Below are 14901 nucleotides of genomic sequence, written 5' to 3' on the forward strand. Positions count from 1 at the left end.
GTTTATTTATTGGTGGTACAACAAATCTACGACATTAGGGGCGAATCCGAAAGGAGGAAGCCCCTTTACTCAAAATTTTAGTCGGTTAGTAGTGATTGAAAAGAATGGATTAAGCATCAAAGATACAATACAGTGTCATTCTTCATCATTATAAGATCAACCTGAAATAAAATATATTATGAGATTCGGTAAAACAATAAAAATATTTCTAATCGATGGCGATCCAAATGGTCGAATGAGTTGTGAACTGTCCAACTGGTCTGGAAAGGCCTATAAAATTCCTAGAATAAAAATTAAAGACTGTATAGATCGAGATGATTTGACAAACACAGGTGTCTATCTCTTATTCGGGAAAAATGATGACGGAAAAGATCAAGTATACGTAGGGGAAGCAGAAACGATTTTGAAACGCCTAAATCAGCAATTAACTCAGAAAGACTTTTGGAATGAAGCAATTGTCTTTATTAGTAAAGATGATAACCTAAACAAGGCCCATATAAAATATTTGGAGAATAGGCTTCATGAGATCGCAAAATTAACAAATCGTTATATTGTAGATAATTCTGTTATTCCGACACAATCCTCAATTTCAGAATCAGATAAAGCAGAAATGGAGGAATTTATAGAGTACATTAAAATGCTTGTGAATACGTTAGGTCATAAGGTTTTTGAAGAAAAGAGAGAATTTAAGCCTAAACAAAAGCAAGCAACCTTTTTTATCAAAGCTGCTCGTGGAGCAAATGGGCAAGGTGAACCAACTTCAGATGGATTTGTGGTATTAAAAGGTTCTAAAGCTGCTGCTTCAACTGTAAACTCAATCACCTCTAATTTTATTAATCTCAGACAACGGCTAGTTAACGAAGAAGTTCTTATTAATAAGGGGGATTACTTTGAATTTTCTGACGATTATATTTTTAGTAGCCCATCAACTGCTGCGGCAATAATAATGGGGCGGAATGCAAATGGTCTAACAGAATGGAAAAATAAAGAGGGAAAAACATTGAAAGAATTTGAGTCCAGTGATAAGGCGAAAATATAAACTTAGCCAAGTAATACAAACGAATTATGACTATATTTGCCCTTATTAACAAGGGAATTGACCGAAAGTTGACCGAATTGTAATTTTAGAAAATCATATCTTTCTGATATTCAACACAAAAGAACAACTGACACAAATCCGCCAGAACCTCAACAACAAACCGCTAAGCATCAATAAAACAGATATTTGGCGGTTTTTACTTTTGAGCAAAATTTGCAAAATGCAACCACAACAAGACTAAATAAGCTCCAATAAAGTTCAAAACAACTTCTAAGTCGCTAAAAAAGAGGCTTAACGCTTTTTATTTTCTATTATTTTTCCTATATTTGAGGAATACAGAATGCGTTTCAGCGGAACCAAAGCCAGCTGATTCCGCTTTTACTAGATCTAAGACATGAACGAAATCGATAGCGATAAAATAACCAAAGGCTTACGAACATACTTTTTCGACATAAAGAAAAGTAGGAAAGGTGACCTATATCTAAACATTTCAGAAAAAAAGAAAACGGAAAACGGTTTTGAACATCATCGGATTATGGTTTTCGACGAAGACTTAAACGATTTTATTGAGACATTAAAGAAATCACTACAAAAGTTTGAGAAGCATAAAAAACCCCAAAACAACAAAACCTATTCTGTAGAAAAAATAAGAGAAACATACAAACAAGCTTATCATCCCTGGACAAAAGAGGATGACAATAGGTTAGAATTGCTATTTTGCCAAGGTAAAAAGATAGAAGAGCTCGCTTTAATTTTTGAACGTAACGAAGGAGCCATTAAGGCACGGATAAAAAAACTTAAGCTTGAAGAAAAATACAGTATGTAATCACATCACCATTTCGGTTTACAATATTATATTTGTGGATGTGCACATATACGAGTCTGGAATCAGACAAGACACACAAGCCTAAAACAAAGCAACTTTATCAATCCAATATGAAAAATTTGATCATTCTAATTTCCCTTATGCTTTCGTTGAATGTCTTTGGGCAAAACAGTCAGTTGATTGAGAGTCCGAAAGTAGATAAAAGAGTTGAGCTCATAAGCATTGTCTTTCGGTTGGCCGGCAATGAAGAATACAGTGCAGAAGAGATAAAACCATATACCGGCAAGATAACGCAGCACTTTACTCCCTACAAGAATCATGAATTAATCCAATTTGCCAGAAAAATGCGAAACGAAAGCAGTATTTCTTTCGACGCCCCCATGTCGTTGGCTATCTTTTTAGATGACAACCTGGATCCCTTGAAAGAGTTAACCGACAACTCATTGGATAGATGGAAGAAAGAGGATGCCATCGAATTTGTTAAGCTATTGAAGAGGTTTTATATAGAAGCTGATTGTGACTCATTTTTCAATGATAACCAAGCACTATATGACGAAACAGTCTCCCGATTCACTTCCGTTTACGAGCATTTGGATTTAAACTGGTACACCAAGTTCTATGGCAATGAGCCTACCGAAAAGTTTAAGGTGGTAATTGCATTAGGTAATGGCGGAAGCTGTTACGGTCCTTCAATTGTCGACCCCAATGGACACAAAGAGGTTTATGCGGTCATGGGCGTTTGGGATATGGATGATCAAGGAATGCCCATATTTGATGTAGACACCTATCTTTCCATACTCATCCACGAGTTTAATCACTCATTCGTCAATCCCTTATTAGAGAAAAACAAGGATATCTTCCAGAAAAATGGTGAGAAGATTTTTGAAGCGATGAAACAGGAAATGAACGCTCAGGCTTATGGAAACTGGGAAACCGTATTGAATGAAGCCTTAGTCAGAGCCTCTGTAATCAAATACTACAAAGATCATCATGCCGACCAGGCAACGATAGAAAATCTATACAAAACAGAGCTGCAATATGGGTTTTTATGGATAAGAGAACTTGTCGCCGAATTAGAAAAATATGATTTGAATAGAACAGCTTATCCGACATTAGAAAGTTATATGCCAAAACTGGCAGAAGCCTATCATATGTATGCCGATATTGTTGGGCAATATGATTCAAAAAGGCCAAAGGTAAGCTCTATCAAAGAGTTTGAAAACAATGACACAGAGGTGGATGCGGACATAAAAACAATCACGATACATTTCGACAGGCCATTAAAAGGTGCCGGATATTCTATCCATTTGGGAACAAAGGGAAAAGGAGCCTTTCCTCAAATCGAAGCAATCAATTATTCAATAGACAATGAGTCTATTGTCATGAATGTACAATTGGAACCCGGCAAAGAATATCAATTTATCTTAACAGGCAAAAACTTCAAGACTCCGGAAGGATTTCCGTTAAAAACGTATGAAGTAAATTTCAAGACGAAGGAATAGCTGAATTTATGCACGATGGAAACGACTACTCCATATTGAAGTTTGAGTTCAACAAGGACCAGTATTATAGAACACCTTTGTGCAGAAGGTTTAGAAAGGATTACAGATTTAACAAGCCCATTTTGTAACTTTGCGGAGAATAACCCGTATATTTACCGCAACTGGGAATAGAGTATGCAGGAATGGTTTACTCTAATCGAGATGTTGATGGTGTTGTAGAAATGATGCTGGATGCTACACAGAATTATGAGTTAGAATGTGGCAAAGAGTAAAACAAAAAAAGTATTCCGGTCACGCATTAGTGTGTTGCTACTCGTTTTCATATTGGCAGCATTGGCACCTTGCATCATACCGATGATTACACATAAAATAATCCCAGGACTGTGGATCTTGGCTGTTACGGTCATTTTTATATCCTTTCTGTTTAGCGGAATGCGTTACATTATATCAGATAATAAACTGTATATAAAATTATGGATGATTCCCATGGGTAGTGTGAACATATCGGATATTATCTCAACGGAACGTTCATATAATCCTCTTTCATCGCCAGCCGCTTCGCTCAAAAGGTTGCATATTAGATTTTGGAACGGAGCAAAACAACCGTATATGCTGATTTCGCCTGTTAGAGAAAAAGAGTTTATTGAAGAATTAATAGCAGTCAATCCTGATATTTACATTCACATTCCTGACAAAAAAGGAAGATGGCGAATTCAAGACTGGGACATATAATTATAGAAGACGTAAAACAGAATAAATAAAATCAATCCAATATGAAAAATAACATGTTTACTGAGACAAATGCAGAGCATGAAGAATATGTTGAGTTTGGATTGGTAGCCGTTGAATATGAGAAACGTTTATCTCAGGTTCTCAGCGAATCATGGAAGATATTTAAATCACAATTCGTTAACAATCGGAATACCATTACGAACGAAGCCCAATTTCAGCATCATTTTGCTCAAATCATAAGGAGTGTTGGCGATTTATACTCACTAAAAAGAAATGATTTGTTTAAAATTGACTTAGAAGTTCTTTATGAAGAAGAAAGTGTCAAACGTTCTAAGTATATAGACATTACTTGTGGTTTTTTCAAAAACTCATTCGATGAAAAGACCCGAAATTGCGCTATCGAATTAAAATTTAAAACGCAGAGCCAAGGTGCAATACCCCTTGGACGAATACAGGCCTACAAAGACTTAGAAACACTTGAAAAAGTCACAAAAGAGAAATATGACATGGGTAAGTTTTACATGATTACGGACAGTAAACTTTACCCCAACCCGGCAGACACTGACACAAAAGACGAATTTACCATGCGCAACGGACATAAAACAGTAAAAGAGGAGCTTAAAGTCCCTGAATGGAAAAACATCCGGAGAATCACTAAAGAGAATATCATTTTGAACAATAGTTATAACTTTGAATGGGAGAAGATCAACAAAGATGGAAAAGATTGGTATTTCCTTGAACTTACGGTAAATAAAGTAAAGAGTGTGTAAAATAACAATCCTGAAATAAGCTATGGATACTATCAAATTTGATATATATGACCGAAGGAAAAATGTGCTCGTAACAAAGGAACGAGTGACTATTCTGATTAATGGCGTTAATCTGGTGAAAATGATTCGTGATATCGAATTTGAGGCAGCCAAAGGAGATAAAGACCTGATGGCGGATTACGGCAACATCTACATCTACGAACTGATAGAAGAACTTGACACATATAAGAACCCTACTGTTCTTGGCTGTACTTGTGGGGTGAAAGATTGTTGTCCCCTCATGGTTGATGTACGTGAAACAGAAACAACAGTCTTATGGGAGAATTTTAAGCATTCCGCTAAACGAAGAAAGCCCGTAGATTATTCCACATTGAAGTTTGAGTTCAACAAGGAACAATATTATGAGGAGGTGAATGCTTTAAAACAGGTAATACGTTGACCATTAAGAGAAGAGCACAAAAAAGAGGATTCATAAGCAAAAAATAAATATCTTTGTGGGTTTTATAACTGTTGATGCAAACGAAAAGTTGACTAAAATGACAAAGAGAGAAGTATCCGCCTTAAAATCGATAAAAAACGAATTATTACTCGATCTCATCTTTCAGAAGCTGCCTATTGCCGTAGAACTCTATGATGAGCATGGTATACTGTCACAAATCAATAAAGCCGGCCTGAAATTATTCGGCATGCAACAAGAAAATGTCATAGGCATTTTAGATCTGTTTGCCAGCCCTATCATCCCGCAGGAGAAGAAAGAATTGATACGCAAAGGCATTGAAGTGGAGTTCGAGATGGATTACGACTTCCGGGTGGTCGCGGAGAAACAGTATTACAAAAGCGAACATACCGATTTGTGCAAAAGAATGATTTGCACGATCATACCACTGAAGGATTCATTCGAGAACATATTCGGTTATATCTTTTTGGTTTATGATATATCGGAAGACCATTCACAAAAAAAGCAACTCAAATATAACCTGACTAAGCTACGGATGGCGCTCGACACCGGAAAGGCTCTTATATGGGAATATGATATTGAAACAAATAAGTTATCATACGATGAGACCATTTCGGGAGATATTAGCTCCTGGGTATCTATGCATGACGATAACACATCGATGTTCACAGCCGAAGGACAAATGCAAGGCATACATCCCGACGATACGGATCGATTCTACAAAGCGGTGATGCCTATCATGCATGGAGAGACCGACCAAGAGACAATCACCTATCGCCAGTATATGAATGGGAAGTTAGAATGGCTCACCAGTAACTTCCGAAGCATGAAGAACGAAGGCAGTAATAAGCCCTCCAAGGTATTTTGCTACACCATGATTGTGACCGAGCACCACAACACGGAGATCGAGTTGATCAAGATGAAGGAAGCCGATCGGCTTAAAACCGCGTTTATGGAGAACCTGAGTCATGAGATTCGTACACCCCTGAATGCCATTGTCGGCTTCTCCACCATTTTGGCTGAATCCAACCCAAGTGAAGAGAATGAGGAGTTCATCCGACTGATCAACGAAAACAACGAAGCGCTATTGAATTTAGTCACCAATCTACTCGACCTGTCCAAACTCGACGCCAACGAGGTAGAGTATGAATACAAAGACTTCAACATCAAAGCTCTTGGCGAAGACTTATGGCATACCTACCGGCAAAAGAAGTCTCACGACATCACCTTGACACACCATAACAACCTCCCTTTTGCCACCTTCTGTTCGGATGCGAAACGGATCAAACAGGTCATCTCGCTACTCTTAGATAATGCTTTGAAATTCACGGAAGAAGGGATGATCGATCTCACGTTTGATGTCGAAGGTGATCTATTGAAAGTGATCGTTTCCGATACTGGCATAGGCATTTCCGAACAGGATTACCCGCATCTATTCAACCCATTCTATCAGAAAGATGCCTTTCAAAAAGGAACCGGATTAGGTCTGCACATCTCCCAAAAGCTGGTTCAGGCACTGGGTGGCCATATAGGTTTCCATTCTGAAGAGGGCAAAGGTAGTCAGTTTTGGTTTACCTTGCCCGCTAAACGGTAAAACAGGGAGAATACAGCGCCATAATACCGAAACCCCTTAGGCGTTATCGTAATACTTGTATCATCAAGTGTAGTATAACCATGCGCCAAACAGAAGTCGACCTCTTCATTGAAACAACGGAGAAAGCATTGACCAAAAACACGATCGGCCACAGCAAGCCTAAACTGTCCGTAATAAGCAGATACTGCAATATACTTTGATAGTAATTCTTGCTTGGGTAGCTGATAAGTATCTTTTGAAGGATAGCTATTATATGCAAGGAGCTCTTTTTTATCTCCCCCTTGTTTTCCAACATTATAACTCACGCCTAAAGGCGACATACTCTGAGCAGACAAACCAAATCCCTTGTAAGGCATAAAGTCAATCATGCGGTGGCGCAAATATGAAGAGAGCCCCAAATCAGATTCATTTTTCGTGAAAGTATTCTGCCCAAAGCGTGCCGAATAGCCTAAATCAATAAGACTCTTGTAAAGAGTGGCATAGCATTGAAAGAGACGATCCTTGCTTGAGCTCTCCGCCATTTTGAGCATATTGGAGCGTAGTTCATAGAGTGTAACCTGTTCAGGAGAAAGCAGTTGAATGACCTCCATATCTTTCTGTACATCAAGTAGGGTTTGCCCTTCCAAGCCATACATCAGATCCAAGTTTACTTTCTGAACGCCAACTGCGTATATCTCATTTAAAACGCTTTGCATACGCTCTACATCTGGATTGACACGGTCGTTATGTTGCTGCACATGATTCACGCTGGATTGTATCCCAAGTGAAATACGCTTTATGCCGGCTTCAGCAATCAAACGCAGTTTATTCGTAGTAACCGTCTGAAATGTAGCTTCTATGCTGGGTTCAAAATCAGCAGTCACCCCTACCCTACGGATAACTCCTTTATATATATGCATAAGATACTCAAAATTCTCCTCATCCAAAGAGGTGGGCGTACCACCACCGATATCAAAACCCGATAACCTAATCGTTGGATAGGCATTTAAGAACTTCTCTATATCACCTTCTATACTTGCCAAGTAACTGTTTTGTATTTCTCTATTGGGAACATGAAATCGCGCGTACTCACAGAAGCGACACAGATGCTGACAAAATGGGATATGAATGTAAAAGGAAAGCACTTCACAATGCGCGTAATCGAGCTCTCCCTCTACTCTGAATTGTTTCCAATCATCAGGACGAATAGGATACGATGTATTAAACAGCGCGTCATGCTTTCGTCGCAAAAAGAGTTTTTCAATGTCCATTTTTAGATAATTATACTGTCGTCATGAAATCCCTGCCGCAAATGCTGCCCATCAAACATCAACGAGGAGTCACAATACAATGGGTTAGCGTAATGGCGCATATAAATATCAAGCACCCGAAGATTCTTATTATACATATAGTTGGAACATTTGCAATCGGCACCTCTGTTTTTCGATTCGGTAAAATAGCAATGCGATATTTCATTCAGTTTCAACTCGTCTAAAGAAACAAAGCGACTACGACTATACTCGTTAATCGGCATAAGCCCTACAAAGCCCAATCGTGTAAAGCCTTTTTCTAAACAAAAGTCCATCATTCGGTGAGCCTCCCCGGTAGAATCGATATATCCCTGAATCAGATTACAACTGGCATTCACCTTCATCATGTCGATACCCTCAAAACAAAGGGCTTGAGATGAAACGCGAGTGGAATAAATCTCCGAAAGCTTTTTCGGATCATAATGATGCAATGAGACAGAGATAGAGTCCCATCGAGGATGCCTCATAAGCTCTTGCGACTGTGCAAGTAACCCATTTGTATTCAGGTGCACATGTATATCCTGGTACTTGCGTTCATCCATACGAGAGAGTATTTGCTCCACTCTGTTTGCCACGCAAGAGGGCTCGCCTCCGGTGATATTTATTCGATTGATGACAAGCTCTTTTTGCAGGGCTTCATCTATAACGCGAAAGAGTTTATCGATATCAAACCCGGTAGTGATCAGCTGATTGGCGTTTGAACAAAAAGCACAATGCGCATTGCAACCATTGGTCACTTTCACGAAGAGGTTGACGCAAGGAGAAATGGGTTCTCCTTCGCAATCATCGTGATGGCATGCATGGGTTTTAACAGCAATAGGCTTACCAAATAGAGAGATGGGGGCGTTATTCATTCTAATTAAGTTTTAGAATCTTACACCGCGCCTTCGACATCTTTCCCGCATTTCTTTGAGAAAGGCCTTCTTAGTCTCTTCTGAGTCAAAATTTATCCTATAGCCCGCACAGGTAAAAACAGGTAGTGTATCATCATATTTGGGAATGTAAGAATCATAATCATATTTATTATCACAAAACACATACTTCTCATCAGACTCCAACAGTCGTTGAATAAGACTGAATTCAAAGTAGTCTCTTACACTGTTAGGCCCCATACCCTCACCGCATGACTTTATGAAACGCCTATTTGAAGTACTCAGATTTACAGATGTAAAGAAAGGACTCTTTACATAGACAGGAGCAGCCCCACCACGATAGGGAGCATACGCTTCTTTATGACAAGAATTTGGTTGAAAATTACGTTTGATAACGGCTTCCAATCCATATTTCTTTACTCCTCTACTATGTCGACCAATCATAAAATCATAAAACGCCTCGTTATCAAGCGTTCCATGGACAGTCAATTCATCCCAAAATTTCGTAAGATAATGTTTAAGAAAATAATCAACATAATGAGAAAATGAAAAGTAGTAATTATCTTTATTGGGACCACAAGCATTCACACCGCCTGTGGCGTAAAGGAAGTCACTCATTAATTGATCAGGAGTTGTATAGCGACGGAAATCATTCAGATAAGCGATAAGCGTAATGGTCTTTTCGAACACATAGTCTTTATAAACCGCATCGATTCCGGCATAGAAATTATGCTGCTGCAGTTTAGATTCCAGCAGTTTCACATCTAAAGTTCCGTTCGGGAAGCATTGATCAGCAAACGCGTTGATGCTTCTCACACTACAATTGAATGCGACCTCATCTCCATCTGTACGAAGATGCTCTAAGTGCCCCCAAAGATCTTTTAAGGCTTCTCCGGGCGAAGTATATCGGTTTCGTTTGTTCAATTCGATAAGCATATCGACCAAGGTGCGCGTCTGACCATGCACCTTCGTTTGTAAATAGTTAGGAAGTTGAGGGACTTCTCCGCCTCTTATTAGCTTTAGTATCTGCAATATGTATTTTTTCATTTTTTAACGAAAGTATATTTAAACACTATATGATATTGACATGACACAAACATAATGCGTACTTTTTATACTCCCAAATCTTACAACATGTTTTTACGCTGTATGGTGTCAACTTTTATAGTAAAAAGTGACAACTAATTTCAGGATAAGTCAGTCAACGCCTACCGGACTATTTGCTGGCCGAGCATAGTCGGCCAATTGGCTGACCATGCTCGACCAACTGGCTGAGCATGGTCGACCAGTTGGCTCACCATGCTCAGCCAGCAAATAAGCCTGCGTCTTTATTATAACAATCCCTTTAGGTAGAGATCACACAAAATCCTATCTTTACAAGAGTAAAAACAATCGATCATGAAACACACAGATATACATATTGTTTTTGGACAATCGGCAAAAGGCATGTTTGTTCACAGCGAGAAATTCGACTTAGATTCCGTTCTTTTGATTTGCTTAGAGGATTGTTTGAATGTCGGTCCTATTTGTGATTTAGATTCTTTCGAAGAAGTGGAAACGAGAAAACATTGGCTGTCTAACATATTCGATACTCCGACACACATAAACGATGAGGATTCTCTACTGTTTATCAACAAAGATATCGAAACGATAAAATCACTTGTTGAGAATTACAAGAATGAAAAAATCTATTTATGGACAGGCGTTTCTCCTTTAGAAATCATTCAGACCGCAAGATTATTATACCATTTAAAACCGGACTGCGACAACGTTTTCGTCTTTAATTTCCACAATTTCTCCATGAGAAATGCATTTGGGGAGGTTGTATATCCAAGCTGTTTGGGGGCTACGGATTTGTCACGAGTTGATGATTTGGATAAACATTTTTACCAATCAACAGAAGAGGAATTGTCCGGATACAGAAAGATATGGGAAAAAGTAAAGTTTAGCAACTCCTTGTTGTGGATTTTAGACGAGAACAAACAGCTTATTGCGAAAGACGAGACTTATTTTGATTCATTTCTGTTATCACATTGCACAGACGAATATCAAAAACCGGCTCGAGTTATTGGGCATACGTTATGTGATACTGATTTCAATGTAGGAGATGCCTATTTGGCATACAGAATGAAACAATTGGTTTTAACGGGAAAATTGCAAATACGCGGAGAATTGAAAGAAATGCGAGATTATGAGGTAAAACTCAATAAAGAATAGCTATTTGGCAGAGAAGAATACTTTTCTTATATTTGAGTGATTAAAAAAGCAAAAGTACCAGAGGTTATGCCTCACCCTAAAAGACAGACAATAATGCAACAACCACACGACAATTGGGGAACATATTACGACTTTGTTTACGAACAGACTTTTGGAAGTTTTTACAGTAACCTGACTTTAGAAACCCTGAACGTAATTAATCAAATTTTACCTAAAGGGACAATCCTTGACTTTGGAGCAGGAACGGGCAGGCTTTCGCTTCCTTTAGCAGAACAAGGTTATAAATTAATTGCGGTTGAAAAAAGTATTGGAATGACAAATAATTTCAAAGGGAAACTATACAGACAAAATTCTGAAATAGAAATTCACAACTGTTCAATTTCGGAATACAAGAATGGGAAAGCAGATTTGGCAATCGCACTTTTCACCGTTATAAGTTACTCAATCACAGAAGAAGAGCTTTCTAAAAACATAGAAAATATTTGCAAGCACATCAACACAAACGGATATTTCTTTTTTGATTTGCCCAATACTGTTTTTTTTAACACGGGTCGATTGACGAATATTGAGACAAAAACTTTTAAAAGAATTGTAGAATTAACAAGTAACAACGAAAACAACGTCTATACATACAGGGAACAATGTAGTGGTATTTTCAACGGACAAGAATTCAGCTACGAAGACAAGTTCAAAATAAGATATTGGGAAGTTAACACGCTCGACAAACTACTAAAAGAAAATGGGCTGAATGACACCTTGATATCGTTCCCACAATTCAACTCAACAGGTTCAACATACAAACTATACAAAAAACAATGAAGCAATTTCAAATGCAGCTATTCAATGGACACCCGATTATAGATGACGGTGAGAATAGAATACTAATTGACACGGGAGCATCCTCTACTATTCACACTTCAAACAGTTTAACTTTTTGTTCAGAAAGCTTCAACTGTTTAACAAACTATATGGGTTTGAGTATTTCAAACATTTCTGATATGCTTGGAACAGAAATAACAACTTTGCTTGGAGTCGATGTGTTATCAAACTACAAAATCCTTTTAGACTATCAAAATCTAGCAATCGGGTTTAGCAAACAGGAAATTGAGATTAACGGAAGTCTATCCAGCATTTCAACTTTTATGGGAATACCAATTATTGAAATGACAATTGACAACCAACGTCTTAAATTCTTTTTGGACACAGGAGCGAAACTGTCATATTTATCGAACACCTTGACTAATAGCTATAAAAGTATTGGAACTGATGAAGACTTTTATCCAGGAGTAGGTAAATTTCAAACTGAATGCTTTGAAATTCCAACAGTTTTTGGAGAAAAAGAATTCGTCGTGAAATATGGGAACTTACCGACACTACTGCAGAAGGCATTGATGCTGAATGGGACAGACGGTATTATCGGTTTTGACTTTTTCAATAATTTCAAGGTTGCTCTTGACCTTAGAAACAACAAACTGAAATATGCAAAATAGATACACATATTTGAGGGCATTCTGCACAAAAGTTTCAAAAGCATTCTCACATCTCATCAAGCAATCACATGAAAACAAAGAGAATTAAAATCGGAATACTATTAGGTATGGCTGCTGGGATTTTAGACGTAATCCCGATGATTGTACAAAATCTAACCTGGGACGCTAACCTTTCGGCATTTACGATGTGGGTGGTGGTTGGATTTTTAATCGCTACGATCGATTTACATATCAATCCGATAGCGAAAGGAATACTTATAGCTTTCTTAGCATTAATACCAAGTGCCATTCTGATTGGCTGGCAAGAACCTATTTCATTAATCCCAATCACTATTATGACCATCCTTTTAGGCGGATTGCTTGGGTTTGCGATAGAAAAAATAATGAAGAAGAAGGGAGAATGAAGCACCGGCTTTGACTCTTCTAAATGTAAGATTATGGCAAAAAGAAAGAAAACTGCGTGCTTAGCCCTTTTTACTATATTGGAACACGCATTGAAATCAAACCATAATGCTTCTGTCTCGGATTTCACATATATTGTGAGGAAATTATACCTTTGTGCCCACATATTTATGTATGCATTTTTAATTTTCAAAAATGAAAAAAATATTATTCATCATTTTAATTGCACTAACCGCCTCGTGCGAGTTGGTTGCTCAGGAGTATAAGAAGAATTGGGCGGAAGGGAGATTGACCTGGGAGGACTTTATTGAAAGAGAAAATAGCCAGGGCGTTTCTGATTTAAAGTATTTCCTTGCCTATCAAACGGGGAAGCAGAAGTTTGCCGACACGACCGTTGTAAGAAATATAGCGGAAGCCTATATCGACCGGGAATCCTCCTGGATAAATCCTGCATATAAGACCGAGCAGTACCTAAGATACAATCAGGTTATTTTCGATATTGTTGAGATCTACAAACGAAGGTTACAGCTCGAGTTAGACCAGGCCGCCTCTGTCTTCGATGCCGAAAGCAAACTGTACGCCACGTATGCCTATTGTACGAAAGAGATAGAGCAGTTCCAGGTAGAATCGGCTGATGGCTTTAACCTGGAGGCGATCGAATTTTGGGAACAAATCGTGTCGAATGAATTGAACCGGTATACCGAAAAGTCAATACCTGAATTCAAGAACAGAAGCTTTGGGTATGGCATGCATGCGGGTCTCGGAGCAGGAACCTTTAGTGGTTCCATTGCGGACCATTTCAGTCCTACTTTTAACTTTATGTTCGGCTTCGACTTCGCATACAAACGATCTATCTTCTATTTGAATGCGACATTAGCAAGGGGCAAAGTAACCGAAACATATACTTACAACGATTACTGGGAGAAGAATCGGTCGGTAGGATTAGCCGTTATGGATATCTCTTATGGCTACGCGTTTATTGACAACAGTAAATTCAAATTGGCACCATTCGCTGGCTTTGGAATCACCGAATTATCGTCGGGGAATGATAAAGACAAAGACAAGAACCTCCGGATGGTCGATTATAATGTCATTTTTGGCTTAAACGCCGACTACAAACTGCGCAAAAGAATCAATCTTGCCTACGGTTCCTTCTCGGGCATCAAAGAGAAAGTAGAAACATCCATCCGGGCAAGGCTTTATGTGACGCGAGCTAATTTTGACCCAAACCTCAAGGGGTATTCCATCAACTTAACAGTAGGATTTTGCGGGTTTGGGAATATGATACGGTTTCAATAAGCCAACTTTATAAGCAACAAGAAGGCGTCCCCTTTGTCAGGAGACGCCTTCTTTATATATCCGTAACACGCGATGGTTACTTCTCGTTCTCTACGATCTTGATCATCAAATGATTCTTTCCAATCTTATCGCCTACATTGACATTGATATCCGTTACAATACCGCTGACAGGCGCCACTACACGATTCAACATTTTCATCGCTTCATGGATAAGGAGCAACTGACCGGCTTCTACCTTTTCGCCCACCTTCACCTTGATCTGAATGATCGTACCGGGAAGATTCGACAATACGTCGCCGGGCTCCGGCTTATTCCACTGAGGGCGATTGCTGAATTTCTTCGTCAAGCGGGTCTTATAGGTACCTGCCATCACAGAGAAATCAACATACTTTTTATCTATCTTTTCCATTAC

Annotated in this window: 16 protein-coding genes; 12 read left to right on the forward strand and 4 right to left on the reverse strand. The window is 38.6% G+C overall.

Annotated elements, in window-relative coordinates; all coding sequences use genetic code 11:
- Positions 1-178 precede the first annotated feature (178 nt).
- The 7 genes from M2134_RS11845 (at position 179) to M2134_RS11875 (ending at position 6920) form a co-directional block, all read left to right on the forward strand.
- Positions 179-1039, forward strand: a complete 861-nt coding sequence (locus tag M2134_RS11845; protein WP_280752510.1) for a GIY-YIG nuclease family protein — start codon at positions 179-181, stop codon at positions 1037-1039.
- 394 nt (positions 1040-1433) lie between these two features.
- Complete coding sequence (locus tag M2134_RS11850) at positions 1434-1865, forward strand: DUF3276 family protein (protein WP_280752509.1); 432 nt, start codon at positions 1434-1436, stop codon at positions 1863-1865.
- A gap of 110 nt (positions 1866-1975) precedes the next feature.
- The gene (locus tag M2134_RS11855) at positions 1976-3367 is read left to right on the forward strand and encodes a DUF4932 domain-containing protein (protein ID WP_280752508.1); all 1392 of its coding nucleotides are present in this window, start codon (positions 1976-1978) and stop codon (positions 3365-3367) included.
- A 258-nt stretch (positions 3368-3625) separates the two neighbouring features.
- The gene (locus M2134_RS11860; protein ID WP_280752507.1) at positions 3626-4099 is read left to right on the forward strand and encodes a PH domain-containing protein; all 474 of its coding nucleotides are present in this window, start codon (positions 3626-3628) and stop codon (positions 4097-4099) included.
- Between the two features lie 41 nt (positions 4100-4140).
- Positions 4141-4869, forward strand: a complete 729-nt coding sequence (locus M2134_RS11865; RefSeq protein WP_280752506.1) for a hypothetical protein — start codon at positions 4141-4143, stop codon at positions 4867-4869.
- 22 nt (positions 4870-4891) lie between these two features.
- Positions 4892-5308: a hypothetical protein gene (locus tag M2134_RS11870; RefSeq protein WP_280758196.1), complete on the forward strand. Its 417-nt coding sequence runs from the start codon at positions 4892-4894 to the stop codon at positions 5306-5308.
- 97 nt (positions 5309-5405) lie between these two features.
- A complete protein-coding gene (locus M2134_RS11875) occupies positions 5406-6920 on the forward strand; it encodes a PAS domain-containing sensor histidine kinase (RefSeq protein WP_280758197.1) in 1515 nt (504 codons plus the stop codon).
- Here M2134_RS11875 and M2134_RS11880 read toward each other — a convergent pair.
- Genes M2134_RS11880 through M2134_RS11890 form a run of 3 tightly spaced genes read right to left on the reverse strand, consistent with a single transcriptional unit; the run spans position 6887 to position 10128 of the window.
- Positions 6887-8170: a radical SAM protein gene (locus tag M2134_RS11880; RefSeq protein WP_280758198.1), complete on the reverse strand. Its 1284-nt coding sequence runs from the start codon at positions 8168-8170 to the stop codon at positions 6887-6889. The genes M2134_RS11875 and M2134_RS11880 overlap by 34 nt on opposite strands.
- Before the next feature lie 2 nt (positions 8171-8172).
- Entirely contained in the window at positions 8173-9063 is an 891-nt protein-coding gene (locus tag M2134_RS11885) for a radical SAM protein (protein WP_280758199.1), read from the reverse strand.
- Positions 9064-9075: 12 nt separating this feature from the next.
- Positions 9076-10128 (reverse strand): hypothetical protein, encoded by a 1053-nt coding sequence (locus tag M2134_RS11890; RefSeq protein ID WP_280758200.1) that lies wholly within the window; start codon positions 10126-10128, stop codon positions 9076-9078.
- Between the two features lie 351 nt (positions 10129-10479).
- Between M2134_RS11890 and M2134_RS11895 the strand changes: the two genes are divergently transcribed.
- From M2134_RS11895 to M2134_RS11915, 5 genes are all read left to right on the forward strand, one after another.
- Entirely contained in the window at positions 10480-11298 is an 819-nt protein-coding gene (locus tag M2134_RS11895) for a DUF3658 domain-containing protein (RefSeq protein ID WP_280758201.1), read from the forward strand.
- A gap of 36 nt (positions 11299-11334) precedes the next feature.
- Positions 11335-12117, forward strand: coding sequence for a class I SAM-dependent methyltransferase (locus tag M2134_RS11900; protein WP_280758202.1), 783 nt, complete (start codon positions 11335-11337; stop codon positions 12115-12117).
- Positions 12114-12788 (forward strand): hypothetical protein, encoded by a 675-nt coding sequence (locus M2134_RS11905; protein ID WP_280758203.1) that lies wholly within the window; start codon positions 12114-12116, stop codon positions 12786-12788. The genes M2134_RS11900 and M2134_RS11905 overlap by 4 nt, the downstream gene beginning before the upstream one ends.
- Before the next feature lie 68 nt (positions 12789-12856).
- Positions 12857-13192, forward strand: coding sequence for a hypothetical protein (locus tag M2134_RS11910; protein WP_280758204.1), 336 nt, complete (start codon positions 12857-12859; stop codon positions 13190-13192).
- 193 nt (positions 13193-13385) lie between these two features.
- A complete protein-coding gene (locus M2134_RS11915) occupies positions 13386-14489 on the forward strand; it encodes a hypothetical protein (protein ID WP_280758205.1) in 1104 nt (367 codons plus the stop codon).
- A gap of 76 nt (positions 14490-14565) precedes the next feature.
- Here M2134_RS11915 and M2134_RS11920 read toward each other — a convergent pair whose 3' ends face one another.
- A complete protein-coding gene (locus M2134_RS11920; protein WP_280758206.1) occupies positions 14566-14898 on the reverse strand; it encodes an acetyl-CoA carboxylase biotin carboxyl carrier protein subunit in 333 nt (110 codons plus the stop codon).
- Positions 14899-14901: the final 3 nt, after the last annotated feature.

It is taken from the genome of Parabacteroides sp. PM6-13, assembly GCF_029892605.1.
Taxonomy (GTDB): Bacteria; Bacteroidota; Bacteroidia; order Bacteroidales; family Tannerellaceae; genus QVMG01.

What these genes read in the sequence shown, in the direction of transcription:
- M2134_RS11845 (WP_280752510.1), top strand. Translation starts at nt 179, where the DNA reads ATGAGATTCGGTAAAACAATAAAAATATTTCTAATCGATGGCGATCCA.
- M2134_RS11850 (WP_280752509.1), top strand. Translation starts at nt 1,434, where the DNA reads ATGAACGAAATCGATAGCGATAAAATAACCAAAGGCTTACGAACATAC.
- M2134_RS11855 (WP_280752508.1), top strand. Translation starts at nt 1,976, where the DNA reads ATGAAAAATTTGATCATTCTAATTTCCCTTATGCTTTCGTTGAATGTC.
- M2134_RS11865 (WP_280752506.1), top strand. Translation starts at nt 4,141, where the DNA reads ATGAAAAATAACATGTTTACTGAGACAAATGCAGAGCATGAAGAATAT.
- M2134_RS11870 (WP_280758196.1), top strand. Translation starts at nt 4,892, where the DNA reads ATGGATACTATCAAATTTGATATATATGACCGAAGGAAAAATGTGCTC.
- M2134_RS11875 (WP_280758197.1), top strand. Translation starts at nt 5,406, where the DNA reads ATGACAAAGAGAGAAGTATCCGCCTTAAAATCGATAAAAAACGAATTA.
- M2134_RS11880 (WP_280758198.1), bottom strand. Translation starts at nt 8,170, where the DNA reads ATGGACATTGAAAAACTCTTTTTGCGACGAAAGCATGACGCGCTGTTT.
- M2134_RS11885 (WP_280758199.1), bottom strand. Translation starts at nt 9,063, where the DNA reads ATGAATAACGCCCCCATCTCTCTATTTGGTAAGCCTATTGCTGTTAAA.
- M2134_RS11890 (WP_280758200.1), bottom strand. Translation starts at nt 10,128, where the DNA reads ATGAAAAAATACATATTGCAGATACTAAAGCTAATAAGAGGCGGAGAA.
- M2134_RS11895 (WP_280758201.1), top strand. Translation starts at nt 10,480, where the DNA reads ATGAAACACACAGATATACATATTGTTTTTGGACAATCGGCAAAAGGC.
- M2134_RS11905 (WP_280758203.1), top strand. Translation starts at nt 12,114, where the DNA reads ATGAAGCAATTTCAAATGCAGCTATTCAATGGACACCCGATTATAGAT.
- M2134_RS11910 (WP_280758204.1), top strand. Translation starts at nt 12,857, where the DNA reads ATGAAAACAAAGAGAATTAAAATCGGAATACTATTAGGTATGGCTGCT.
- M2134_RS11915 (WP_280758205.1), top strand. Translation starts at nt 13,386, where the DNA reads ATGAAAAAAATATTATTCATCATTTTAATTGCACTAACCGCCTCGTGC.
- M2134_RS11920 (WP_280758206.1), bottom strand. Translation starts at nt 14,898, where the DNA reads ATGGAAAAGATAGATAAAAAGTATGTTGATTTCTCTGTGATGGCAGGT.